The organism is Leisingera sp. ANG49, from assembly GCF_059694505.1.
This window is the reverse complement of the sequence record NZ_JCATZN010000002.1, coordinates 660,487-682,959: the sequence shown is the minus strand read 5'-3', so window position 1 is coordinate 682,959 and position 22,473 is coordinate 660,487. Positions and strand designations below refer to the sequence as shown.

The window sequence follows — 22,473 nt, the reverse complement described above, 5'->3', positions numbered from 1 at the left end:
GGGCGGGCGCTTCCACAATCTGGCAGGCCGGTGTCCGGCGCTTCCAGGGTTTCAGTCTCAGACCGGCTTGCCGGCACTGATGTAGGCCGTCTTGACGGTGGTGTAGAACTCCGCCGCCGCCTTGCCCTGCTCGCGCGGGCCGTAGGAGCTGTCGCCGCGGCCGCCGAAGGGCACGTGGTAGTCGGTGCCTGCGGTCGGCAGGTTGACGGTGACCACACCGGTGCGCGCGTTGCGGCGGAAGTGGGTGGCGCGGGCTAGCGACTGGGTGACGATGCCGGAGGTCAGGCCGAAGTTGGTGTCGTTCACCACGGCCAGCGCCTCGTCATAGCTGCCGACCTTGATCACCGAGGTCAGCGGCGCGAACATTTCCTCGCGGTTGATGCGCATGTCGTTGGTGGTGTTCAGGAACACGCCGGGGGACATGTAGAAGCCTTCGTGCGGCATCTCCAGGCGCTGGCCGCCGCAGGCCAGTTCGGCGCCTTCGGATGTGCCCAGATCAACATAGGCCAGGTTCTCGTTCAGCTGCTGCTCGCTGACCACCGGGCCCATCTGCACGCCCGCTTCCAGCGCGTGGCCCACTTTCATCGCCTGCGCACCCGCCACCAGTTTTTCAACAAAGGCGTCGTGCACGGCTGCGTGGACCACGAGCCGGGAGGAAGCGGTGCATTTCTGGCCGGTGCCGCCAAAGGCGCCGCCCAGTGCCAGGGAGACGGCCAGGTCCAGGTCGGCGTCGTCCATCACGGCCAGCGCGTTCTTGGAGCCCATTTCCATCTGCACCTTGGTCAGGTTCTGGATGGCGGCGGCGGCAATGCCCTTGCCCACCGGCACCGAGCCGGTGAAGGAAATCGCGTTCACCTTGGGGCTTTCGACCAGGCGCTGGCCGATCGAGCGGCCGGAGCCCATGACCAGCGAGAACAGGCCCTTGGGGATGTCCTGCCGTTCGATGATCTCTGTCAGGGCCACGGCCGAGGCCGGGGTGATGTTGGCGGGCTTCCAGACAACCGCGTTGCCGTAGCAGAGTGCCGGCGCGATTTTCCACGATGCGGTTGCGGTCGGGAAGTTCCAGGGGGAGATGATCGCCACCACGCCAACGGCTTCGCGGCGCACATCCACCTCGATATCCGGGCGCACGGAGTCCGCGTTTTCACCGATCTGGCGCAGGCATTCGGCGGCGTAATAGGTGAAGAACTGGCCTGCGCGGTAAACCTCGCCCTTGCCCTCGGCCAGCGGCTTGCCTTCTTCGCGGCTCAGCAGCGTGCCCAGCTCTTCGGCGCGGGCCATCAGCTCGTTGCCGATGTTCATCAGCACCGCCTGCTTGCGCTCCAGCCCGTAGGCGGCCCATTCACGCTGTGCGATTTGCGCCTGGTCCAGGGTCGCCTCCAGCTGATCGGAGCTGGCCTGGGCAAACATACCGACCAGATCGCTCAGATCCGAAGGGTTGCGGTTTTCGATTTCGCTTTCGCCCGCCAGCCATTCGCCGGCAATCAGGTTCAGTTTGGTCACGGAAAAGCCCCAGATGCTGAATTTCAGGTTTGCAGCAGGATGGACTCTGCAGCCCGCATCAGTCAAACTCAATAAACTGTAGACAACTTCAGGAAAATTGAAGCGTGGCACTGAAAATCGAAATGCTGCGCGCCTTCTGCACCGTGGCGCAAACCGGCAACCTTTCCGAGGCCGCCAACCGGCTGGGCCGGACCCAATCCGCCGTTTCCATGACGCTGAAGCAAATGGAGGATCATCTGGGCAAGAGACTGTTCGAGGGCGAGCGCAAGAACCAGCTGTCACCCTTGGGTGAGCAAGTCTTTGAACTGGCCCAGAAACAGGTGCGGCAGTTCGATCAGACCGTGCAGAGCATCGAGATGGCGGCTGAGGCGGCGCACGGGCTCTTGCGGATTGTCTCGGTCCCATCGGTTGCGGCGCTGGTGTTTCCTGCGGTGCTGGAACACATGACGGCGCGGCATCCGGGCCTGAAGGTGGAGCTGCGCGACACCGACACTCAGGAGGTTCTGGACGCGTTGGCGGAGGGAAAGGCGGATATCGGCATTGCCTCCGGCTGCCACCCGCTGAACGGTGTCAGGGCTGTGCCTTTGTTCGAGGACCGCTTCGGGCTGGTCTGTTCCACCGACCATCCGCTGTACCGGCAGGACGCGCGCCCCTCAATTGCCGAAGTGACCGGCGCCTCCTTTGTCCGCAACGCCCTGTGCGATCTGATCCGCAATGAACGCTTTGTTGAAGCGAGCAGCAATGCGGATGTGACGATCCACAACACCCATTCGCTGATCACCATGGTCCGGACCGGTAAATGGGTCACCGTGCTGCCGCAGACGGTTGCCCGGTTCATGCCGGAGGCAACCGCCTTCCGCCCGATTGCCGACCTGCCCGACAAGCGGGCGGTCTACCTGTATCAGCGCGAACGCTCCCGCTTTGCCGCGCTGACCGAGGAGTGCTGCGCCTTCATACAGTCCTGCAATCTGTCAGGCGTGCCAGGCTGAAAACCTCCGGCACGGCGCAGCATGGCCGGGGCACCCGTGCAGATGGCCTCTCAGGTCAATTGAAAGGACAGGAAGGGATCCGCGCCCTCGCCGTCCCGGACCCAGCGGGCCTTGATCCCGAAGATCCCGGACACCGTTTCCGGATCCAGCGCCTCCCCGGGCGCGCCAATGGCCACCAGGCGCCCGTGCGACAGCACCGCCACACGGTCGCAGGTCAGGGCCTGGTTCAGGTCATGCAGGGCCACCACGGTTGTCACCTGCAGGTTCCGGATGCAGTTCAGGATCGACAGCTGGTGGTGGATGTCCAGATGGTTTGTCGGCTCATCCAGCAGCAGAAGCCCCGGCCGTTGCGCGAGGGCACGGGCAATGTGCAGCCGCTGCCGTTCGCCGCCGGACAGAGTGGCCCATTCGCGGCGCGCGAAGCCCCCCATTTCCACCGTATGCAGCGCCTTGTCCACCAGCTGGGTGTCTTCGCTGCTCCAGGGTTTCAGCGCCGACAGCCAGGGGGTGCGGCCCAGCTCGACGACGGACCGTGCGGTGATGCGCTCAGCCGTGTCGGCCTGCTGTTCGACAATGGCGATCCGCTGGGCGATCTCCCGGCGGGTCAGCCGGGCCAGCGGTTGGTCCGCCAGCAGCACTTCGCCATGCGAGGGTTTGGCCAGGCCCGACAGCAGCCGCATCAGGGTTGATTTGCCAGAGCCGTTCGGGCCGACCAGCGCCAGCGTCTCACCCGGCTGCACCGCCAGCGACACGTCCTGCAGCAGGGTTTTGCCGCGCACGGAGAAAGACAGGTTGCGGGCTTCGATCCTCATCTCGCAGTCCTTTGCCCGCGCACCAGGATCACCGCAAAGGACGGCGCCCCGATCAGGGCGGTGACCACCCCGATGGGCAGCACCTGGCCTGGGATGATGATGCGGGAGACGATGTCGGCAGCGATCAGGAACACGGCACCGGTGAGCGCAGCGGCCGGCATCAGCCTGCGGTGTCCCGGGCCGACCAGGAACCGCGCCGCATGGGGGATCACTAGGCCGACAAAGCCGATCGAGCCGACGATCGACACCATCACCGCGGTGGTGAGGGCAGTGGCAAAGATCAGCACCACCTGAACCCGGCGGACCGGGATGCCGAGCGAGGCCGCGGAGTCGCTGCCAAAGGTGAAGGCGTCCAGGGCGCGCGCGTGAAACCGGCAGATCATCCAGCCCGCCAAGGCCAGCGGCACCGCCAGCCACACGTCCGGCCAGCGCACGCCGCTGAGGTTGCCCATCAGCCAGAACATAATGCCGCGGGCCTGATCCGCGTTGGCGGATTTGGCGATAATGAAAGCGGTCAGCGCATTGAACAGCTGCGAGCCGGCAATGCCCGCCAGCACGATCTGCGCCGCTGCGGCGCGGCTGCCCCCTGCCCCGGCCGCGCGGGCCAGAATGGCGACAAAGCCAAACGCCAGAAGCGCCCCGTTGAAGGCGCCGAAGGACAGCGACAGGGCGCCGCCGCCGAGGCCGGCAATGGTGACAGCCACCGCCCCGGTCGAGGCGCCGGCGGAAATGCCAAGGATATAGGGGTCTGCCAGCGCATTGCGCAGCAAGGCCTGCAGCACCACCCCGGCCACCGCCAGCGCCGCCCCGCAGGCCGCAGCCACCAGCGCCCGCGGCAGCCGGTAGCTCCAGATGATGCCCTGGTCCACCGGATCCACCGGCAGGCCTGCCCCGGCCAGCTTGTTGGCCAGAACCGACAGGACAAGGTCGGGCGCAAGCGCGGTCTCCCCGATCATTGCGCCTGCCAGAACCGCCGCGGCCAGCACCGGCAGGGCCAGGCAAGCGCCCCGGAAGCCCTGCCATGCGACTGCGGCGGCTGCGCTCATTCGCCGTTGCCGATCGCGCTGAGCTCAGCGGCCAGATCCTCCAGCGCCGGGATGGCGCGGATGGTGGCGTCCATCGCCTGGGCGTCCATCACCACGATACGGTCGTTCTTCACCGCGTCCATCTGGCTGGCGACCGGATCGGTGCGCAGGAACTCCAGTTTCTTCTCGTAGTCGTCAGCGGCAAAGCGGCGGCGGTCCATGCGGGCAATCACGATCACCGTCGGGTTGGCCTTGGCGATGGTTTCCCAGCCAACGGTCGGCCATTCCTCGTCGGTTTCGATGACGTTCTTCAGGCCCAGCTGCTGCATCATGTAGCCCGGGGCGCCCTTCTGGCCGGCCACGAACGGATCGCTTTCCATTTCAGGCGAAGAGAACCAGAACACCGCGGAGGCATCCTCCAGCGCAACTTCCTGTGCCTTGGCAACAGCTGCGGCCTCGCGCGCCTTGTAGTCGGCAACCAGCTCAGCGCCCTTCTCAGCCTCGCCGAAGATCGCGGCCAGTTCCTCGATGCCTTGATAGAGGCTGTCGGTGGTGAACATCCGGGTGCGGGTGCCGTCGCCGCCGGTGGTGTTGTCCTTGCCGACGCAGTCAGCGGGCATCACATAGGTCGGGATGCCGAGGTCGTGGAACTGCTCCCGCTTGGCGACCACGCCTTCGGGGCCGACATGCCATTCGTACTGAGCTGTCACCAGGCCGGGGCGCTTGGCCACCACGCTTTCAAAGCTGGGGTCGTTGTCGGCCAGGCGTTCGACCTTGTCGTTCAGCTCGGCATATTCGGGCAGCACGTCGTTGAACCAGACCGAGGTGCCCAGCACCTTGTCACCCAGGCCCAGCGCATAGAGCACCTCAGTGGCGGCCTGGCCAACGGTCACGGAAGACGCAACCGGTGCCTCGAAGGTGACGGTCTCGCCGCAGTTTTGAATGGTCAGCGGAAAACTCTCGCTGGCGGCAGCAGCCTGAGCGGCCGCAACGAAGGAAAGGCCCATCAGGCCGGAACGCAGGAACATGGTCTTCGATCTCCATATGTCAATGACCGGAGAACGGGTGAAAGGGCATTGACCGGCAAGGCTGGGTATCTGGCCCCATTTTGCGGCACCGGACAGCGGCGGCGCATCTTGCCGGCAACCTCCCCGGACAACCCCGTCCGGTGTGCTTCAGTTTTTCACCGGCAGGTCTCCTGACTGGCGGGTCATTGCCTGCGCCGTCTTCCCGGACCGCGTGGATCCAGTGACATCATGGCACAGCACTCGCCGCCTACAGTTGCGGGGGCAGTTCCGTTTGGCGCCGGCTGGCACCGCGGATTCCCTCTTAGCCCTTGCGGGACCGGTAAAGCGCGCGTAGCGCATCACTTCCGTTGCGGCAAGAAAAACTTCAGCGGTTTCCGGAAAACTTCAATCCTGGCTGTGCGGCCCCCGCCCGCTGCGGGGGCCTTCAGAACCCAGGAGAGAACTGCGCCTGTTTGCTGCGGCGGAAGGCACCGCCGCCTCCCGCGCCCCCGCTGCGGAACCGGTCAGCCGCCCGGCTCCGCAGCGCCGCCGCTCAGCTCCTGCGTTGCGGCCGCGATGGAGCCGGAGGCAACGACTGCGCCTTAAGACTGCCCGGCGGAAACCGCGGTCAGCGGCTGCGCCAGGCCTGGGTGCGGCGCAGGATGCCGCGGGTGGCCAGCAAGTGGATGATCCGCGCCAGCGCGTTGGTGTAGAAGATCATCATCCCCATCGCCGCCGCCGGGGCGATGTCGCCTGCATCATCCATGTTCAGCACCGCAATCGACGCCAGCGTGGTCTTGGGCGAATAGAGGAACACCACCGCCGACACCGTCGTCATCGCGTTGACGAAAAGGTAGATCGAGATGTCCAGCACCGCAGGCAGGCAGACCGGCACCGTGACGCGGGCAAACAGCTTCATCGTGGGCTGCTTGAGCGAAGCGGCAACCGATTCAAACTCCCGGTCCATCTGCTTGAGGGCGGTGACCGCTGTCAGATGCGACACCGTGTAGAAGTGGGTGACGGTGCAGACCACCAGGATCGCCATGGTGCCGTAGATCGCATTGAGCGGATTGGCGGGGTTGTTGAAGAAAAAGATGTATGCCAGCCCCAGCACCATGCCCGGGATTGCCATCGGCAGCATCGCAAACATCTGGAAGATGGCGCGCCCGGTGCGGAAGCCCTTGGATTTCTCGACCAGATAGGCGCCGAAGAACACGACCGCGGTGCCGGCCACAGCCGTCATCAGCGCCAGCTTGATCGAGTTCATATAGGATCCCCAGCCGCCGCCATCCATCCTGTCGAACTGGTAGTTGTTGAGGCTGAGGCTCAGGTCGTAGGGCCAGAACTTGATCAGCGCCGCGAACTGGCAGACCGCCAGCAGCCCGGCGATGAAAATGCCGATCAGGGTGCAATAGGCAAAGAAAATCCGGTCCATCTTCTTGTTCGGCTGCGGCTCATAAGGCACCGAGCGGGCCGACAGCAGAGCCACCTGCTTGGACTGCACCATGCGGTCGATGGCAAAGGCGAGGATCGCCGGGATCACCAGCACCACCGAGACCACCGCGCCCATTTCAAAGTTCTGCTGGCCAATCACCTGCTTGTAGATGTCCACTGCCAGCACGTTGAACTGGCCGCCGATCACCTTGGGCAGGCCGAAGTCAGTGATCACCAGATTGAAGACCACGAAGGCCGCCGAGATCAGGCCATACCGCGCGCCCGGCACCGTGACGGTCCAGAAGGTGCGCCAGGGGGTGGAGCGCAGGCTGGCGGCGGCCTCGTACAGGCGGGCGTCAGAGATCGCCAGCGCGGTTGAGATGATGATGAAGGCATGCGGGAAAGTAAAGAAGACCGAGCCGATCACGATGCCGATGGGGCCGTAAATGCTGGCGCCGAACAAGAGCTCCTTGATCATGCCCTGGTTGCCGAACAGGTAGACCAGCGCGATACCGGGCAGCAGCGACGGCACCAGGATCGGCGCCATGGCGATCAGCCGGAACACGCCCTTGTATTTCATGCAGCTGCGGTTCAGCGCGTAGGCGAACCAGAAGGCAAGCGAGACGGTGACAACGGTACTGAGGACCGCGATCCACAGCGAGTTCTTGATCGAGTTGAACAGCGCAGGCGTCGAGAAGTAGGAGACGAAGTTGTCCAGCCCCTGCGCCTGCACGGGGCGCAGCTGCACCCGGCGGAAGGTGTTGGAATCAAGCGTGACCCATTCGGTGCCGGTCTGCAGGTTGGAGCCGATCAGGAAGCGGCCTGTGCCGGTTGTATTGCGGATCTGGTACATCACCGGGCTGCGGAAGCTGAAGTCCGGGAAGAAGCCGGTGACCGGCAGCCGCCCGTCCGCGCCGGTGGACAGATCGGCATCGGCAAAGGTGCCGCTGCGGGCGTTCAGGTCCGCGCCGGTCAGGATGCTGCCGTCAAACTGGCCCGCCTCGTCGCTGACCTGGAATTCGTACTGCGACAGCTCCACCCTGTAGGTGGAGAAGGATTTCGACAGCATCGCATAGAGCGGAAATACCAGCGACACGACCAAGTAAAGCGCGATGATGATCATGCTGCCGCGCATGATGATGTCGTCGCGGCTGAGCTTGCCCTTGATCACCGGGCCCGCAGGCATGACGGATTGCGTTGTATCTGCCATCTGCGTCACGCTCCCTGCCCGTCTTGCGCAAACGCCATCAAACGGTTGTCGGGCAGTTCGATTTCCATCTGGCAGCCGGCCTCCAGATCCAGGCGGCGCACCGCGTTGATGGAGAAGTCGGCAATCAGCTCCTTGCCGCCGAAACGCTTATTGGTCAGGCGGCAGCGCCAAAAAGAGCCGAGGAATTCCATTTCGGCCAGCTGGACATCGATGCAGTTCCGGTTGCCGCTGCTTTCAAGGTATCCGGCCTCATGCGGGATCACATCCTCGGGGCGGATGGCGGCAATGACCGGTGTGCCGTCGGTAAATTCATGCGGCAGGCAGGCAAAGGTCTTTTCGCCAACTGCCAGACGGCCGCCCTTGGCAACCGAAGAGCTGATTTGGTTCATCTCGCCGATGAAGTCGGCCACAAACAGATTGGCCGGTTCGCGGTAGATTTCGGTGGGGGAGCCGACTTGTTCAATCACACCGTGGTTCATCACCACAATGCGGTCGGCCATGGCCAGCGCCTCCTCCTGGTCGTGGGTCACCATGATGGTGGTAACGCCCAGCTTGCGCTGCAGCTCCTTGATCTCGTGGCGCAGGTGGACCCGCACCTTGGCGTCCAGGGCCGACAGCGGCTCATCCAGTAACAGAAGGCCAGGGTTGGTGGCGATGGCGCGCGCCAGGGCAATCCGCTGCTGCTGGCCGCCGGACAGCTGTGCTGGGTATTTGCGGCCCTGATCCGGCAGCCCGACCAGTTCCAGCAGCTCGGTCACACGGGAGGTGATTTCCGCCTTGCTGCGGCCTGCATTTTCCAGGCCGAAGGCGATGTTCTTTTCTATCGTGAGGTTTGGGAACAATGCGTAGGACTGGAATACGATGCCGAAGTCGCGCTCTGACGGCGGCAGGTTGGAGACATCCTGGCTGCCCTGGGTCACCGTGCCCTTGGATTGCAGGTCCAGGCCGGCAATGGCGCGCAGCAGAGTGGTCTTGCCGCAGCCCGAGGGGCCAAGGAAGCAGATGAATTCGCCTTCCTTCACGTCCAGGGAGATGTCCTTCAGCGCGATGAAGCTGCCGAAGGCTTTCCAGAGATCGCGAATGCTAAGGTAGGTTTCTTTGGGCGGGGTCATTTGAAGCACGTCGTCGGTCCTTGCATATGCCGGCGCCGCGCCCTGGCTGTTGTCAGCAGGCGGCATGGCTCTGGGCATGGGGCAATGTGGTACAGGAAGGCAAAAGGGCGAAGGGCTGCCCCTTCGCCCCTGCAGGCTTATTTCGCTTCGGACTTGCCGTCGTAGCGGGCCTGCCATTCCTTCAGGATGGCGGCGCGGTTGTTGGCGGCGAACTCAAAGTCGTTGTCGATCATCGCGTCCAGCAGGCCTTCGGGGAAATGCTCCACCGGCTTGGCAACCCCTGGATAGGCCACAACCGCATAGCCGGTGTTGTACATCTCGTTGGCTTCCTTGGTGACGGTGAAATCAACAAGCGTCTGCGCGGCCTCAAGGTTTGCCGTGCCGGCCACAATGGCAGTTGCCTCCATGTCCCAGCCGACGCCTTCGGACGGCACGATGATCTCCAGCGGCGCGCCCGCGGCTTTGGACTTGGCGCCGCGGAAGGCAAAGGAAATGCCGATCGGGATTTCTCCGGCGGCAGCCAGCTTGCAAGGCTTGGAGCCGGAATGGGTGTAGCGCGCGATGTTTTCATGCAGCGCATCCATGAACTTCCAGCCCTCCTCCTCGCCGAACATCTGCAGCCAGCTGGAGACATCCAGGAAGCCGGTGCCGGAGGAGTTCGGGTTCGGCATGATCACATGGCCTGCATACTGGGGATCAGTCAGGTCCTTCCAGGTCGACGGCGGCGTCAGGCCCAGTTTCTCGGCCTCAACCGTGTTGTAGCAGACCGACGCCACCCAGGCGTCCATGCCGACCCAGCTAGGTGGGCTGTCGCCGTCGACGAATTTCGGATCCAGCTGGTCAACACCAGCAGGAGCATAAGACTCGAGCATCCCTTCCGACTTCAGCAGCAGCAGCGAAGTTGCCGCCAGCCCCCAGACCACATCCGCCTGCGGATTGTCGCGTTCCGCCAGCAGCTTGGCAGTGATGATCCCTGTCGAGTCCCGCACCCAGTTGATCTTGATGTCTGGGTGGCTCTGATTGAAGGTTTCTGCGTAGCGCGCAAGGTCTTCGGCCTCAACCGCCGTGTAGACCGTCAGCTCCGTTTCAGCCAATGCCGCGCTGGCAGCTGACATTGTGAAGGCTAGAGCGGTAATAAATGACGCTTTCTGTTTCATGGATTTCCTCTGTTGGCTTGATGTCGTTTTCCCACGCCTTCTGACGAGGCGCTTTGGACTTATTGCTTTTGGTGACTGGCAGTTTGACAGAATTGCAGGCTAAGAAAAATCGATTATACACATCATATCATAGGCTGACCCTATGATATGATGTGTATAAGGCGATTACCCCGCGTAAGGTTACGCCGCTGATTTTTGCTGAAATTGGAAGCCTGCACCGGCTCAGGTCAGCAGTTCGTCTCCCGAAGACGGAGCAGATACAGCCCCCCAGTGATTGGCAGGGAGGAACCAGTCGAAGCTGTCAAACGCTGAAGCGATGCTGCCGCGGCCGGCAATGGCGTGAATGAACTCCACGCCGAATACGCTGACACCGAGATCATTCAAAACACCATCCACATTCCCGGCCTCGAAGGCGGCATAGCTGGCATCATCCAAAACAAGATACAGTGTGTCGTTTCCCTTCCCGCCGCGGAAGATGTCGTTTGACGGCCCGCCGCCGCCGATGAGCGCATTTTCAGTGAAAACAAAGGTGTCGTCGCCCGACCCGCCGAATACCAGATCATCGCCGCGCCCGTCCGCGATCACATCGTTGCCAGCCGCGCCGCGGAGAACATCCGAGCCGTCTCCACCGCTGATGATATCGTTCTGACTGCCGCCGTTCACGGTATCATTGCCGCTGCCGCCGAGGAGAATATCTTTGCCCTTTGCTCCATAGATCCTGTCATTGCCGCTGCCGCCGATCACAACGTCAGCACCGCCACCACCATTGATTGTGTCATCACCGCCCAGTGCAAAAATGGCGTTTGCAGCCCCCCCCTTGCGCTGGAGCGTGCCGCTATCATCCAACAGCGATGTCTTGCCGCCGTCCATTACGAATTCGGCGTAGGCGCCCCAGACCTGGTGCGGCGTTTCGGCCGGGTGGATGGAATCCCAGGCCAAAACCTGGTCGCTGTCGAACGCGCTTCCATCGATCAGATAATCCGTCCGGTCTGCGAGAAGGCCAAGTCCCGCAGGATCCTCCGTTATAGCCTGTGACACCGCAAACAGGTCGACGGACCTGGCGTCGATCCCCTCGGCGCCGAGGGCCGCAATGCTGTCCGCGATCCTGCCGTTGAAAGTGCCGACTAAAAGATCTGCAAAGCCTGCCTGAACCGGGGAGAGTGTATCGAATTCCGGATAGAACCTGTCAGCAGGCTGGGTTGCGAGAAACACCGTGCCGACCCCGGCCGCAATGGCGGTACGGGCGGCGGAGACGATCTGCGCGATCAGCCCCTCTATGACCGGCGTTGCAAGGGCCAGGAAATCGGCCTGGGTCGTGATCTGCTGTTCCTGAACGGTTCCCAGCAGGTCAATGAAGTCATTGCCGCCAATGAGAAAGAACGCAGCCGAATCCGCCGGAACACCGCCCGCGGAATCCTCGGCAAAATCTGCGACCTGGGCTTCGAGGTCTATCAGGTCTTCCAGAAGGCCGTCGCCCAAGGCTGTTGCCGTTGCCACCGCATAGTTCACAACCTCAAACCCGCCGAGGGCGGCGGCGTAGCTGGCATGGGTCAGCGCGTTGGTTACTGCACCTTCCGGGCCGACTTCGGAAAAACTGTCTATAATGGTCTGCCGGGCGACAACTTTGGCTTCGGCCCGCAGACGGTCCAGGTCGCTTGACGATGGGAAGCCGCCGAAACCCGCGATCAGATCCAGCAGGATGAATGGCTCAATGACCGACGCCAGAAGGTCCACTGCATTGCCTTCGTCGGTCAGGCTGTCGCCAAAATAGTAAACCCGCGAGAATGGTGTCATCATTGCCCCCTCCGGGCACCTCAGCACCCGAATATCTGGATCGAAAGAAGACGAGGCGCAGCACTTTCAACCCAGTGCCCTGCAGCATGTTCAGCGTGCGCGCCACTGCTGAATATGGAGCCCTTCAGCAGCAAGGCAAGAACTGCTGGCCGCTCAGGCCGCTAGGGCAAAGGCTGGCTCTGAAAATCGGGGTAATCGACACCAAGGCGGCCTGTCTCGAACCGGTTCAGGTTCTTGTGCCACACCCGGCCCGGCCACAGCAGTTCAACCGACAGGTCGCACGGATGATAGGCCGCCGTGTAGAGCGTGCCGAACCCCCGGTCGAAGGCCAGCGAGTAGAGCGGCGGCTTGAGAAAGGCGCTGGTGAATTTGTCCTTGGTTTCCGGGTGCAGTGTCAACCGTTGCAGCAGGAACCGTTCCCGCTCCACCGAGGCCGTGAGCCGGGCGTGGCTGGTCCATTCCACGCGCTCCTGATGATTGGTGGCCACCGCCGCCCGGGTGATGACCGTGGGCCGGTCCGGCGCAAGGTAAGCGGTGAAGAAATTCCGCGCGCGGTCCAGCACCGTCACGTTATAGCTCATATGGCAGGGCACACGGCGCAGCACGTCTTCCGCCTCATCCAGTGCAGAGCAAGTCTGCAGGATGTATCGCAGGATCAGAGGCACACCAAAGCCGTCGCCCATCGCACGGCGCCCGCCGAACGTGAGCGACACCGTGAGCCCGGCATCATTCATTCCGTCCAGCAGGCCGAACAGCCCGTCGGTGCTGCCCATCACCTGCCGCCCGCCCCAGCCGGATTTCAGGAACACCGCGTCAAAGGCCGAAGGGTTGTAGTCATAGTTGCGCACCAGCAGCGGTTCCTTGCCCTGCCAGATGGCCTGGCTGCACCCGGCCAGATAGCGCGGCGGGCAGTAGAAGCTCAGGAACCGGGCTTCCATGTCTCCGCCGCCGGCCGCGGCGCACAACTGGTCGTAGATACCCAGTATCTCAGGCATATACGCATTGAGCGCCCGGCGGCACTCCGCATAGGTCGGGCGGCCCGACAGCCCCTCTCCCGCCCACCAGTTCAGATAGGCGGTACGGTATTCGGAGAAGAGCCCGGACAATTGCTGCCCAGGCTCTGTTTCCTCGACGGCGCGGAATGTCAGTTTCATGCAGCCTACATAATCTTGAACGCCGGATCCTCAAAGGCCTGCGCCGACGGCAGAGGCCGCGCGGAATAGGCGTTCTTGATGCCGTCGATCCAGCGTTTCGATTTCTCTGTCAGCTGGAAGCCCTTGGTCATCGACCGGCCGCGGGTGACAAGGATCCCCAGATCAGCGCCTTCGTAACGGTAATCGCCCGCATTGGAAATGCGCAGGAAGAACGCCTCATCCTCGCTTTCCACCGCGCGGCGGTGGTAGTCGAAGCGGTCAAACACAACCTGGCCGTCCGGCAGCATCCTGTAGATGCCGGATTCCGGGGCTTTGGTCACGATGTCCACGGTGTCCTCTGTGTGCTTGATCACCATCTGCGACCAAGAGTCGATCATGTCGGGGTCCGCCCAGCGCGCGTTCAGCTCCCCGACATTCAGCTTGAACGGCTTTTTCGAGAACTCCAGCAAATGGAACAGGAACAGCGGCGCATCGGCATGGGCAAAAGCCGCGTGGTTGGTCATCGAGGACGCCCCGGTGATCCGCGGGTTCAATTCGCCCAGCCAGATGTCGCCGGTCTTCTTGTCGATCAGGAAATCCAGCTCGAAATAGCCGCGGTAGCCTTCCTTGCGCAGCTGCTCACCGAACTTGAAGGTCAGCTCGCGCGCCTTCTCGCGGGTTTTCGGCGGAAAGGCAGTCGAGAAGATCTCGTTGCCGCACCAGCCGCCGCGGTAGGGGGTCAGTTCCTTGAAGCCGACAAGCTCTGTCATCAACGGGCCGACGATGGTGCCCTCGGATGTGCAGCAGGCCTCGATCGCGGAGCCGCGGCAGTCAATCCGCTTCATGATCTTGATTTCGCCCTGGCCGACAATCTCATGCTCGTGCTTGCGGAAGTCGGCCTCGGTCTTGATGAAGAACGTGGTGTGGCCTGAATCCCCGAAGGCGCTTTGCAGCACCAGGTCGTCCCCCAGATCCGCCTTCTTGCAGACCTTCTTGAGGTGATCGTGGCTCTCGACCTTGGACAGCGTATTGGGCACCGAGGGCACGCCGGCCTTGTTGCCGACGCGCACGGTCTCGATCTTGTTGTCCATCTTGGTGCGCAGCTTCGCCTTGGGGAACCAGACCTCGCCGCCCAGTTCCTTGGCCAGTTTTTCGGTCTTCTCGTCGAACATCAGAAACACAAACTTGGGCTTGCCGCCGCGTGCCTTGACGTAGTCGATCACCTCCTTGTGCTGCAGAAGGTAGTTGTTGATGTCCTCGATGGATTGGAACTCATCATGCGGCAGCTCGGAGGGAACCAGTACGTTAGGATGCCGCCCGTCAAAACAGTCCATGTAACATATGTACTTGAAATTCTTCACCCATTCGTCAAGCCCAAGAAGGTTGAAGTTCGTCGCTGAGACAAAATAGATCGGGTCCGAATTGGTGTGAAAATAGCGGCGGATCTCCGAAATGTTGTTCAGAACTTTCTTCGGCATGTATCGTCTCCCTGTTATTTCTAATTGTTTTTCGGACTTTTATTTTTTGACGGACTTCAAGGCCTCCTTGGTGAACACCCGCAGGCCGAGGTCGGCGCGGTATCCATGGATTTCACTGACATCGAGCGCCCGCATGAACGACAGGATTTCCGGGCTGATGACCTGCCCCGGCACCAGGATCGGAAAACCGGGCGGATAGGGGATGATGAAACTGGATGACACCAGTTCCTCTCCCGCTTGCAGACGCTCCATCAGGCTGTCATCAGTCGGGATATAGTCGCAATTGTCCTCGTTATAGGCCAGGAAGAAGGCGGTTCGGATATCCCCTTCCGGCGTGTCGGTGCCATGGCGGAAGGCATCGTGGAAGCGGCTGAAGTCGGGCAGCGGCGGGACATGCTCCACCAGGGCTGACACCCGGTTTTCAAACGACCGCCGCTCCATCTTGGAGGCATCGTCCAGCAGATCATCCAGATCATTTGCGATCTCGACCAGCACCTCGATCAGATAGGCGACCGAGGACCGCGTGGTGCCGATATTGGTCATGAACAGAACGGTGTTGCGGGAGGTCTTGTTGATTTGGATCCCGTATTTGTCCATCAGGATCTTGGTCTTGAAGGTATCGCCGTCCCAACCGGTGCCGCCCACAGCCAGGGTGACACGGGTCGGGTCCAGCACGAACTCATCCTGGCTCCACATGTTCCAGGTGTCGGCCCAGCCGTGATCCGGATCATAATAGGCCTCGACCCCGCTTTCGCGGAAGGCTTCCGGGATCATGTCGCCGGCGGTCAGCACCCGGAAGTATTTGTTGAGCAGCGGATTGTCGGAAACGGCGCGGCGGATCGACATCGCGGTTTCGATCTGCTTCTGGACGAATTCGAACCCTTCCAGCTCCACCTGCCGCCGCCCGACATCCAATGAGGCGATGATCTGGTAATTCGGGGACGTCGAGGTATGGGTCATATAGGCCTCGTGAAAGGCCTGCTCGACCTCGCCCTTGAAGTCCTGGTCGTTGACATGGATCATCGACCCCTGGCGCAGCGAAGTCAGCGTCTTGTGGGTGGACTGGGTGGCATACGCCCGCACCCGCGCATCCGGCGGCGGCACCAACCGGGTGTTCAGCCAGGTCTCCTCATCCGCGTCCTTCAGCGCTTCCTGCTGCGCCTTCCAGGCTTCCGCCGTCTCCTCGCTGCGCAGCGTCTCCCTGAGCATGTTGGCAACGCCCATGGCAGTGCGCTGGCGGTAAGTCGGGTCAAACCGCGCGAATCCAAACCAGGCCTCGTCCCACAGGAAAATCAGGTCCTTCTTGATGGCCAGGCATTCCTCCATCACCCGCCGCACATTGTAGACGATGCCGTCAAAGGTGCAGTTGGTCAGCAAGACCATTCTGACGCGGTCCAGCTTGCCTGCCGCCTTGAGCCGCAGGAGGGTGTGCTTGATTTCCCTGAGCGGCACCGCGCCGTACATCGAATGCTCATGCAGCGGATAGCTGTCCATATAGGCCACGCTGGCCCCCGCCAGCACCATCCCGTAGTGGTGTGACTTGTGGCAGTCGCGGTCCACCAGCACGATGTCGCCGGGGCGGACCACCGATTGCACCACGATCTTGTTGCAGGTCGAGGTGCCGTTGGTGGCAAAGAACGTGTGCTTGGCGCCGAATGCCCGCGCCGCCATGTCCTGGGCTTCCTTGATCGGGCCGCGGGGCTCCAGCAGGCTGTCGAGCCCGCCGGAAGTGGCGGATGTCTCAGCCAGGAAGATGTTGGAGCCATAGAACGCCCCCATGTCCTGGATCCAATGCGAGCGGCTGATCGACTTGCCGCGGCTGATCGGCATGGCGTGAAACACGCCTGTGGGCTGTTTTGAATATTCCTTGAGCGCAGTGAAGAACGGCGATTTGTAGCGCCGGTCCACCCCGCGCAGGATGTTGAGGTGGAGTTCCTGGAAATCCTCCTGATTGTAAAACACCCGGCGGCAGCGCCCCAGGTCCAGCCCGGCGATATCCTCAGCTGAGCGATCCGTGACAAGATAGGCATCCAGTTCCGGGCGGATCTTTTCGATCAGACGGCAGGTCTCCGGGCCGTATTCGTGCGGCTCGATCGCGTCGACATGTTCTTCTTCGCTGACGCGGGTCAAATACTGGCTGAGGATAGGCAGGTCGATCCGGGACTTCAGCGACAGCCCCGGGCGGACCACCACGGCCTGCACGTTGTAATTGAACAGGATGCCGATCAGCGCATCCTCCAGCGAGGGCACAATCACCGGCTCATAGATGAAGGGGTCTTCGACCCGGCGCATCCGCAAAAGGTTCTGCCGCAGGAAGCGTTCCTGGGATTCTGAAACGTCATCAACAATCAATACTTCAAAGTAAGGCCGGCCCAGCGCCCGCGCCTCGGGTGCAAGGGAGGCTTCGTCCTCGTAATCCTCGTTATCGATTTCATCGGAGGACAACGGGATCGAACGGCGGCGGTAGGCGCCGGAGGTCAGCGCGCGGGCGATCCGCCGGACAGACACCGACAGATCGTCGGCATTGCCGTTCTGCAAAATCCTGCGCAGGTGCTCGAACGCATGTATCCCCGGAAAGGCCCAGTATCTTTCGACGGGTGCCAGAACCTCCAGCAAATGTTCCGCGGTGGCCATCAGCTTCTGGCTCTGCCGCCCTTCCCGGCGATGCCGTGCAAGGCCTTCGGCGGCCTCCCGCAACGCGCTCCACCTGTCGGCGCGAAGCTGCGTTGCGCTGTAGTAATCCCTGATCGACGGCAACTTCTTCTTCCGCGAGTGCAAGTTCAAAACCTGCCTCCTTTCTGTCGCGTCAGGACCGGTGCCGCCGTCCAGTCCGGTTAATCTGATCCCGTTTTCCCTTCAAAAACGGAGAAATGATGCGGCGGATAAAGAGTCTGTTCCAAATTCTCCAGCGAGCTTCTGGGATCGGCGGTTTGCAATCCGCGCGGCGACCCCTGCCCCGGCGTTTCCAGCGGCCCCAGTGTCTTGAGGTAGGCATCCGCGCCGCTGTTGCGGTCGTAAACAGTGAACTCGGCCTCGCGGTCGCGGAAGCTTTTCAGCACCTGGCCCAGCCCCTTGAGGCCGGTTTCACGCTGCCGCCGGACCTGGTCGAGGTCGATCTCGATCGGGAACATGTCCTCTTGGCCCGCGGACTGGTGCAGCACGGTGGCCGAGGGGTCGACGACCAGCGACCGGCCGACGCCGCCGGCGCCCAGCCCGTTGACGTCGAAAACATAGCACTGGAACTGCGCCGCCGTCGCACGGGCAATCGCAATCTCTGCATCGCGGTCGGTGGTGCCGGTCAGCACCGGATGCAGCAGCACCTCGACGCCCTGGCTGGTCAGCTGGCGGGTGGTTTCCGGGAACCAGATGTCATAGCAGATCGACAGGCCGAAACGGCCCACCCCTGGCACGTCGAACACGCAAAACTCGGTGCCCGCCGAAATTCCTGCCTCATACGGCCGGAACGGGAACATCTTAGAGTATTTGGCGACGATCTCGCCTTGCGGGTTGATCACCACTGAGGTGTTCAGGATCCGCCCGTCCTCTGTCTTTTCGAACATGGATCCGGGGATCAGCCAGATGCCGAACCTGCGGGCGTCCTCCTGGAACTGCTGAATAGCATCGTTTGGGAACGGCTGCGCGAAGCGGTCCAGAGGGCCGTAGGGAGCCAATTCGGAAAACAGCACCATTTGCGTCCAGGGGAAACGGGCCATCAGTATTTCAATCCGGTGGCGCATTGCTTCAACATTCGAGTGCAAAGCGCCAACGTGCATTTGAACACCAGCAATTGCGAAAGGTGTCATAGGGGGAGGAACTCCAAGTTTTTTTAGTTCAAACCAGTTTATGAGCGGTTCGCGGCCTTGGCTAGAGCGTATCCACAGTCCTGACGCCCCTTGCAGCATTCCGGCCCGGAGAACCTTGGGTAAGGCAATTGCTTCAGCCCTGAAGCAATCCATTTCGCATTGCAGGTCCGGGGCTGACGGACATGGCTTCAAACGCAGCCTGCCCGCGGCGGCGGCCTCCCATCAGTACCGCGCCATAGCCGAACAGTTCAGGCTCTTCAGCCGCCAGCCTTGTGATCAGATGCTGTGCGATGGCGACCAGGGCTGTGCGCATGGAGAGGACAGCGCCATCAGGTCAACTGCCCGGGCGGCGACTTGGGCGGCGGCTTCGTCCAGGGTTTCATGCGCCAGGTAGAAAGCCGGAACCGGCGGCATCACGATGGCGCCCATTTCGGTCACAGCTGCCATATTCCGGAGATGCGCCAGAGTCAGCGGTGTTTCGCGGGCCAGAAGGACCAGACGCCTGCGCTCCTTCAGCTGCACACTCGCTGCACGCGTCAGAAGGTTGTCATCGAACCCATGTGCGATGGCAGCCAAGGAGCGCATGGAACACGGTGCTACAATCATCCCCGACACCGGCACCGAGCCAGAGGCGATGGCGGCACCGATGTCGTGCACAGGATGGCAGCGTGCCGCCATGCTTCTCAGGGTTTCCACGGCATCCGGCCCGCATTCCTGGGCCAAGGTCCGCTCGGCAGCTGCGCTGGTGACCAAATCAATTTCGGCCCCCAGCTGCAGCAGATACCGTGCGGCCGCCAGGCTGAGCACGGCCCCGGAGGCGCCCGAGACCCCCAGCACAACCCGATGTTTGCTCATGCCGTCAGCTCCGGCATCAGCCGGGACACAATATCCGCTGCAAAGGCCTGATCTTTTGCATCCGCCTGCATGACCTGCCCCCATTCGCGGGCCGTCTCGCTGCCGATTTTCGTTGTGGCGTCGATGCCGATCTTGCCTGCCAGCCCCGGCTGGGGCGAGGCGAAATCCAAGTAGTCCATCGGGGTATTCTCCAGCATCATGACATCGCGGGACGGGTCCATGCGGGTGGCCAGCACCCAGGCGATGTCATCCCAGTTCCGCGGGTCAACATCGGCGTCCACGGCGATCATCATCTTGGTATAGCTGAACTGCGGCAGCATCCCCCACAGCGCCATCATCACCCGGCGCGCCTGTCCGGGGTAGCGTTTGTCGATACTGACAATGGCGATGCGGTAGGAACAGGCGGCAGGCGGCAGCCACAGGTCGCGGATCTCCGGGATCTGCGCCCGCACCGTTGGCAGGGCCAGCCGGTTGAACACCTCGCCGATGATGGCGGGCTCATCCGGCGGCCGGCCGGTATAGGTCGACAAGTATAGAGGGTTCTCACGATGGGTCACCGTGCTGACCTGCATGACGGGAAAGGGCTCTGCCGGGTTGTAATAGCCCGTATGGTCGCCAAAGGGGCCTTCGGGAGCGGTATCTGATGCCGATACCCAGCCCTCCAGCACGATCTCGGCGTCGGCGGGCACCATCAGCGGGATGGTCTTGCAGGGCGCCAGGCGCGGGCGTGCGCCGCTGAGGGCACCGGCAAAGGTCAGCTCCGACACGGTTTCCGGCAAGGGCAGCGCCGCGGACAAAAGCGTGGCGGGGTCCGCTCCCAGAACCACGGCCACCGGCATCGGCTCTCCCTGCCCGGCCCAGCTGCGGTGATGCGCAGCGCCGCCCCGGTGCGGCAGCCAGCGCATGATCAGCCGCGAGCGGTCCAGAACCTGGGTCCGGTAGACCCCGGCATTGTAGCTGTTGACGTTTTCCGCGGCGCTGCCGTGCGGGCGGGTTATCACAACCGGCCAGGTGATCAGCGGCCCGGCGTCACCGGGCCAATGAGTCTGCACCGGCAGTGTCTCCAGGCTGGCATCGGGCCCCTCGCGGGTGATGGCCTGAACCGGCGCGGATTTCACCCGCTTCGAACGGGTGGCCAGCGCCGCCTTTAGCATGGGCCAGCGGGACAAGGCATCGCGCAGGCCGTCCGGCGGCGCCGGTGATCTGAGCGCCGCAAGAAAGCTTCCCAGATCATCCAGGCCGTCCTGTGCGACCCCAAGCCCGGCCGCCACGCGCTCAGCAGTCCCGAACAGGTTCACCACGACCGGGATGCCCGAGACCTGGCCACCGTCCAGACCCGGGCGGTCGAATTGCAGCACCGGGCCGCCGGCTTCCAGCACTTTGCGGTGCACCGCCGTCATCTGATGGCGCACGGAAACCGGATCGAAAATCCTCTGAAACTGCCCTTTAGACGCACACCAATCCAGGAAATGGCGGAGGCTGGGATATGGCGGAAGAGTACGAATGGGACCGCTCCAGTGCTGAATTCCGCCGATCCCTAGCAAAGTTTCCGGCCGCGAATTTGTCCGCCGTCAAACTCCGTCCGCGTGCGGGGCCATACACCCGCTACAGATGAAGCCACCGGCGGGAAAGGATTAATTTTTGCCACACGCCCAGCCACAGATTCCAATTTGCCCGACGGCCCTTGCGCGGCTGCTGCGCGTCGTACCCCTTGTTCCCGTATCGCATTCTCTCACGGCCTGTTCCCGGCGGATTGCCAAGCGTCACCCGGGCCTGTTCCGCCGCCTGGGCGAGCACGACCGTAAGCGGTTCGTCCTGGATCCTGCCGATCTGCCCATTGTTCTTTGCCTTGAACCCAATGGCGGCCAGCCGAAGGTCCGCGCCCTGCGTGGCAGCGGTGACGGCGACGCCCGGATTTCCGGCCCCCTTGCTGCGCTTTTAGGGCTGGTCCATGGGGCCTATGACGGGGATGCGCTGTTCTTCTCCCGGGACCTGGTGATCGAAGGCGATACTGCCGCGGCGCTGGCGCTGCGCAACGCGGTGGATGATGCAGAACTGGATCTGTCGCAGGAGATCGCCGCGATGTCCGGGCCGTTTGCCCGCTTTCTGTTGCGGGCGGTTGCCTTCGCCGAGCAACGCACGGGTGTTTCGCTCGCCCGGCCGGAGGAGGAGGCGGCATGGTGATGGAAATCGTCTGCCCCGCAGGAACACCCGCGGCCCTGCGTGCCGCCGTCAAGGCCGGGGCGCACACGGTCTATTGCGGCTTCAACGACGAGACCAACGCCCGCAATTTCCCGGGCCTCAACTTTGACCGCGCGGAAATGCGCGAAGGGGTGGGTTTTGCCCACGGTCACGGCGCCAAGGTGCTGGTGGCGATCAACACCTTCCCCCGCGCAGGCGATCAGCCGCTCTGGCACCGCGCCATTGACGACGCCGCGCAGTCCGGTGCGGATGCGGTGATCCTGGCGGACCCCGGCTTGCTGGACTACGCGGCGCGCAGCCACCCCGGCCTGCGCCTGCACCTTTCGGTCCAGGCCGCGGCCGCCAATGCCGACATCATCAATTTCTATGCCGGCACATTCGGTGTGAAACGGGTGGTGCTGCCGCGGGTTCTGTCGGTGCCGGAAATCGCGGCCATCAATGCAGAAACGGAAGTGGAAACCGAAGTCTTCGTCTTTGGCGGACTGTGCGTCATGGCCGAGGGGCGCTGTTCGCTCTCGTCTTACGCAACCGGGCTGTCGCCCAACATGAACGGGGTCTGCTCACCAGCCAGCCACGTGGAGTACCGTGACGATGATGGCGCGCTGGATGCAAAGCTGGGCGGGTTTACCATCCACCGCGTGGCCAAAAACGAGCCCGCGCCCTATCCGACCCTGTGCAAGGGCTGCTTCTCGGCAGGCAGCCAGACCAGCCACCTGTTTGAAGACCCGGTCAGCCTCAACGCGGAACAGCTGATCCCGCAGCTTCAGAAAGCCGGTGTCACCGCACTGAAGATCGAAGGGCGGCAGCGCTCGAAGTCCTATGTGGCGCAGGTGGTGCGCAACTTCCGCGCTGCGGTTGATGCGCTGGAAGCAGGCAAGCCGCTGCCGCAGGGCATGCTGGCGCGGCTTTCGGAAGGTCAGGCGATGACCACGGGCGCCTACAAGAAAATCTGGAGATAA

Annotated in this window: 17 protein-coding genes and 1 riboswitch; of the genes, 3 read left to right on the top strand and 14 right to left on the bottom strand. The window is 62.8% G+C overall.

Annotated features, from left to right (window positions below; all coding sequences use genetic code 11):
• Positions 1–57 precede the first annotated feature (57 nt).
• On the bottom strand, positions 58–1,503 hold the full coding sequence (locus AC58NV_RS09675) for an aldehyde dehydrogenase family protein (protein ID WP_497226933.1): 1,446 nt from the start codon (positions 1,501–1,503) through the stop codon (positions 58–60).
• Positions 1,504–1,607: 104 nt separating this feature from the next.
• Here AC58NV_RS09675 and AC58NV_RS09670 point away from each other — a divergent pair, with 104 nt between their 5' ends.
• Complete coding sequence (locus tag AC58NV_RS09670; RefSeq protein ID WP_497226932.1) at positions 1,608–2,492, top strand: LysR family transcriptional regulator; 885 nt, start codon at positions 1,608–1,610, stop codon at positions 2,490–2,492.
• A gap of 50 nt (positions 2,493–2,542) precedes the next feature.
• Here AC58NV_RS09670 and AC58NV_RS09665 read toward each other — a convergent pair whose 3' ends face one another.
• The 13 genes from AC58NV_RS09665 to AC58NV_RS09605 form a co-directional block, all read right to left on the bottom strand.
• Entirely contained in the window at positions 2,543–3,304 is a 762-nt protein-coding gene (locus AC58NV_RS09665; RefSeq protein ID WP_497226931.1) for an ABC transporter ATP-binding protein, read from the bottom strand.
• Complete coding sequence (locus AC58NV_RS09660; protein WP_497226930.1) at positions 3,301–4,350, bottom strand: FecCD family ABC transporter permease; 1,050 nt, start codon at positions 4,348–4,350, stop codon at positions 3,301–3,303. The genes AC58NV_RS09665 and AC58NV_RS09660 overlap by 4 nt, the downstream gene beginning before the upstream one ends.
• The gene (locus AC58NV_RS09655) at positions 4,347–5,357 is read right to left on the bottom strand and encodes an ABC transporter substrate-binding protein (RefSeq protein WP_497226929.1); all 1,011 of its coding nucleotides are present in this window, start codon (positions 5,355–5,357) and stop codon (positions 4,347–4,349) included. Before AC58NV_RS09655 ends, AC58NV_RS09660 begins: the two co-directional genes overlap by 4 nt.
• A gap of 143 nt (positions 5,358–5,500) precedes the next feature.
• Positions 5,501–5,693: riboswitch (cobalamin riboswitch) on the bottom strand.
• Positions 5,694–5,964: 271 nt separating this feature from the next.
• Positions 5,965–7,980 (bottom strand): putative 2-aminoethylphosphonate ABC transporter permease subunit, encoded by a 2,016-nt coding sequence (locus AC58NV_RS09650; protein ID WP_497226928.1) that lies wholly within the window; start codon positions 7,978–7,980, stop codon positions 5,965–5,967.
• Between the two features lie 5 nt (positions 7,981–7,985).
• A complete protein-coding gene (locus AC58NV_RS09645) occupies positions 7,986–9,092 on the bottom strand; it encodes a putative 2-aminoethylphosphonate ABC transporter ATP-binding protein (RefSeq protein ID WP_497226927.1) in 1,107 nt (368 codons plus the stop codon).
• A 137-nt stretch (positions 9,093–9,229) separates the two neighbouring features.
• Complete coding sequence (locus AC58NV_RS09640; protein WP_497226926.1) at positions 9,230–10,249, bottom strand: putative 2-aminoethylphosphonate ABC transporter substrate-binding protein; 1,020 nt, start codon at positions 10,247–10,249, stop codon at positions 9,230–9,232.
• Positions 10,250–10,471: 222 nt separating this feature from the next.
• Entirely contained in the window at positions 10,472–12,046 is a 1,575-nt protein-coding gene (locus AC58NV_RS09635) for an SGNH/GDSL hydrolase family protein (RefSeq protein ID WP_497226925.1), read from the bottom strand.
• Between the two features lie 158 nt (positions 12,047–12,204).
• Positions 12,205–13,197, bottom strand: a complete 993-nt coding sequence (locus AC58NV_RS09630) for a C45 family autoproteolytic acyltransferase/hydrolase (RefSeq protein ID WP_497226924.1) — start codon at positions 13,195–13,197, stop codon at positions 12,205–12,207.
• Between the two features lie 5 nt (positions 13,198–13,202).
• On the bottom strand, positions 13,203–14,654 hold the full coding sequence (locus AC58NV_RS09625; protein WP_497226923.1) for a biotin carboxylase: 1,452 nt from the start codon (positions 14,652–14,654) through the stop codon (positions 13,203–13,205).
• 39 nt (positions 14,655–14,693) lie between these two features.
• Positions 14,694–17,438 carry an aminotransferase class I/II-fold pyridoxal phosphate-dependent enzyme gene (locus AC58NV_RS09620; protein ID WP_497226922.1) on the bottom strand — a complete coding sequence of 915 codons (2,745 nt, stop codon included), beginning with the start codon at positions 17,436–17,438 and terminating at the stop codon, positions 14,694–14,696.
• Between the two features lie 50 nt (positions 17,439–17,488).
• Positions 17,489–18,457 (bottom strand): carbon-nitrogen hydrolase family protein, encoded by a 969-nt coding sequence (locus AC58NV_RS09615; RefSeq protein WP_366659259.1) that lies wholly within the window; start codon positions 18,455–18,457, stop codon positions 17,489–17,491.
• A 276-nt stretch (positions 18,458–18,733) separates the two neighbouring features.
• Positions 18,734–19,312, bottom strand: a complete 579-nt coding sequence (locus AC58NV_RS09610; protein ID WP_497226921.1) for a UbiX family flavin prenyltransferase — start codon at positions 19,310–19,312, stop codon at positions 18,734–18,736.
• On the bottom strand, positions 19,309–20,817 hold the full coding sequence (locus AC58NV_RS09605; RefSeq protein WP_497227048.1) for a UbiD family decarboxylase: 1,509 nt from the start codon (positions 20,815–20,817) through the stop codon (positions 19,309–19,311). The genes AC58NV_RS09610 and AC58NV_RS09605 overlap by 4 nt, the downstream gene beginning before the upstream one ends.
• 136 nt (positions 20,818–20,953) lie before the next feature.
• Between AC58NV_RS09605 and ubiT the strand changes: the two genes are divergently transcribed.
• Positions 20,954–21,496, top strand: coding sequence for a ubiquinone anaerobic biosynthesis accessory factor UbiT (gene ubiT / locus AC58NV_RS09600; RefSeq protein WP_497226920.1), 543 nt, complete (start codon positions 20,954–20,956; stop codon positions 21,494–21,496).
• Positions 21,496–22,473, top strand: a complete 978-nt coding sequence (ubiU, locus tag AC58NV_RS09595; protein WP_497227047.1) for a ubiquinone anaerobic biosynthesis protein UbiU — start codon at positions 21,496–21,498, stop codon at positions 22,471–22,473. The genes ubiT and ubiU overlap by 1 nt, the downstream gene beginning before the upstream one ends.

What these genes read in the sequence shown, in the direction of transcription:
- AC58NV_RS09665 (WP_497226931.1), bottom strand. Translation starts at nt 3,304, where the DNA reads ATGAGGATCGAAGCCCGCAACCTGTCTTTCTCCGTGCGCGGCAAAACC.
- AC58NV_RS09660 (WP_497226930.1), bottom strand. Translation starts at nt 4,350, where the DNA reads ATGAGCGCAGCCGCCGCAGTCGCATGGCAGGGCTTCCGGGGCGCTTGC.
- AC58NV_RS09655 (WP_497226929.1), bottom strand. Translation starts at nt 5,357, where the DNA reads ATGTTCCTGCGTTCCGGCCTGATGGGCCTTTCCTTCGTTGCGGCCGCT.
- AC58NV_RS09650 (WP_497226928.1), bottom strand. Translation starts at nt 7,980, where the DNA reads ATGGCAGATACAACGCAATCCGTCATGCCTGCGGGCCCGGTGATCAAG.
- AC58NV_RS09645 (WP_497226927.1), bottom strand. Translation starts at nt 9,092, where the DNA reads ATGACCCCGCCCAAAGAAACCTACCTTAGCATTCGCGATCTCTGGAAA.
- AC58NV_RS09640 (WP_497226926.1), bottom strand. Translation starts at nt 10,249, where the DNA reads ATGAAACAGAAAGCGTCATTTATTACCGCTCTAGCCTTCACAATGTCA.
- AC58NV_RS09635 (WP_497226925.1), bottom strand. Translation starts at nt 12,046, where the DNA reads ATGATGACACCATTCTCGCGGGTTTACTATTTTGGCGACAGCCTGACC.
- AC58NV_RS09630 (WP_497226924.1), bottom strand. Translation starts at nt 13,197, where the DNA reads ATGAAACTGACATTCCGCGCCGTCGAGGAAACAGAGCCTGGGCAGCAA.
- AC58NV_RS09625 (WP_497226923.1), bottom strand. Translation starts at nt 14,654, where the DNA reads ATGCCGAAGAAAGTTCTGAACAACATTTCGGAGATCCGCCGCTATTTT.
- AC58NV_RS09615 (WP_366659259.1), bottom strand. Translation starts at nt 18,457, where the DNA reads ATGACACCTTTCGCAATTGCTGGTGTTCAAATGCACGTTGGCGCTTTG.
- AC58NV_RS09610 (WP_497226921.1), bottom strand. Translation starts at nt 19,312, where the DNA reads ATGAGCAAACATCGGGTTGTGCTGGGGGTCTCGGGCGCCTCCGGGGCC.
- ubiU (WP_497227047.1), top strand. Translation starts at nt 21,496, where the DNA reads ATGGAAATCGTCTGCCCCGCAGGAACACCCGCGGCCCTGCGTGCCGCC.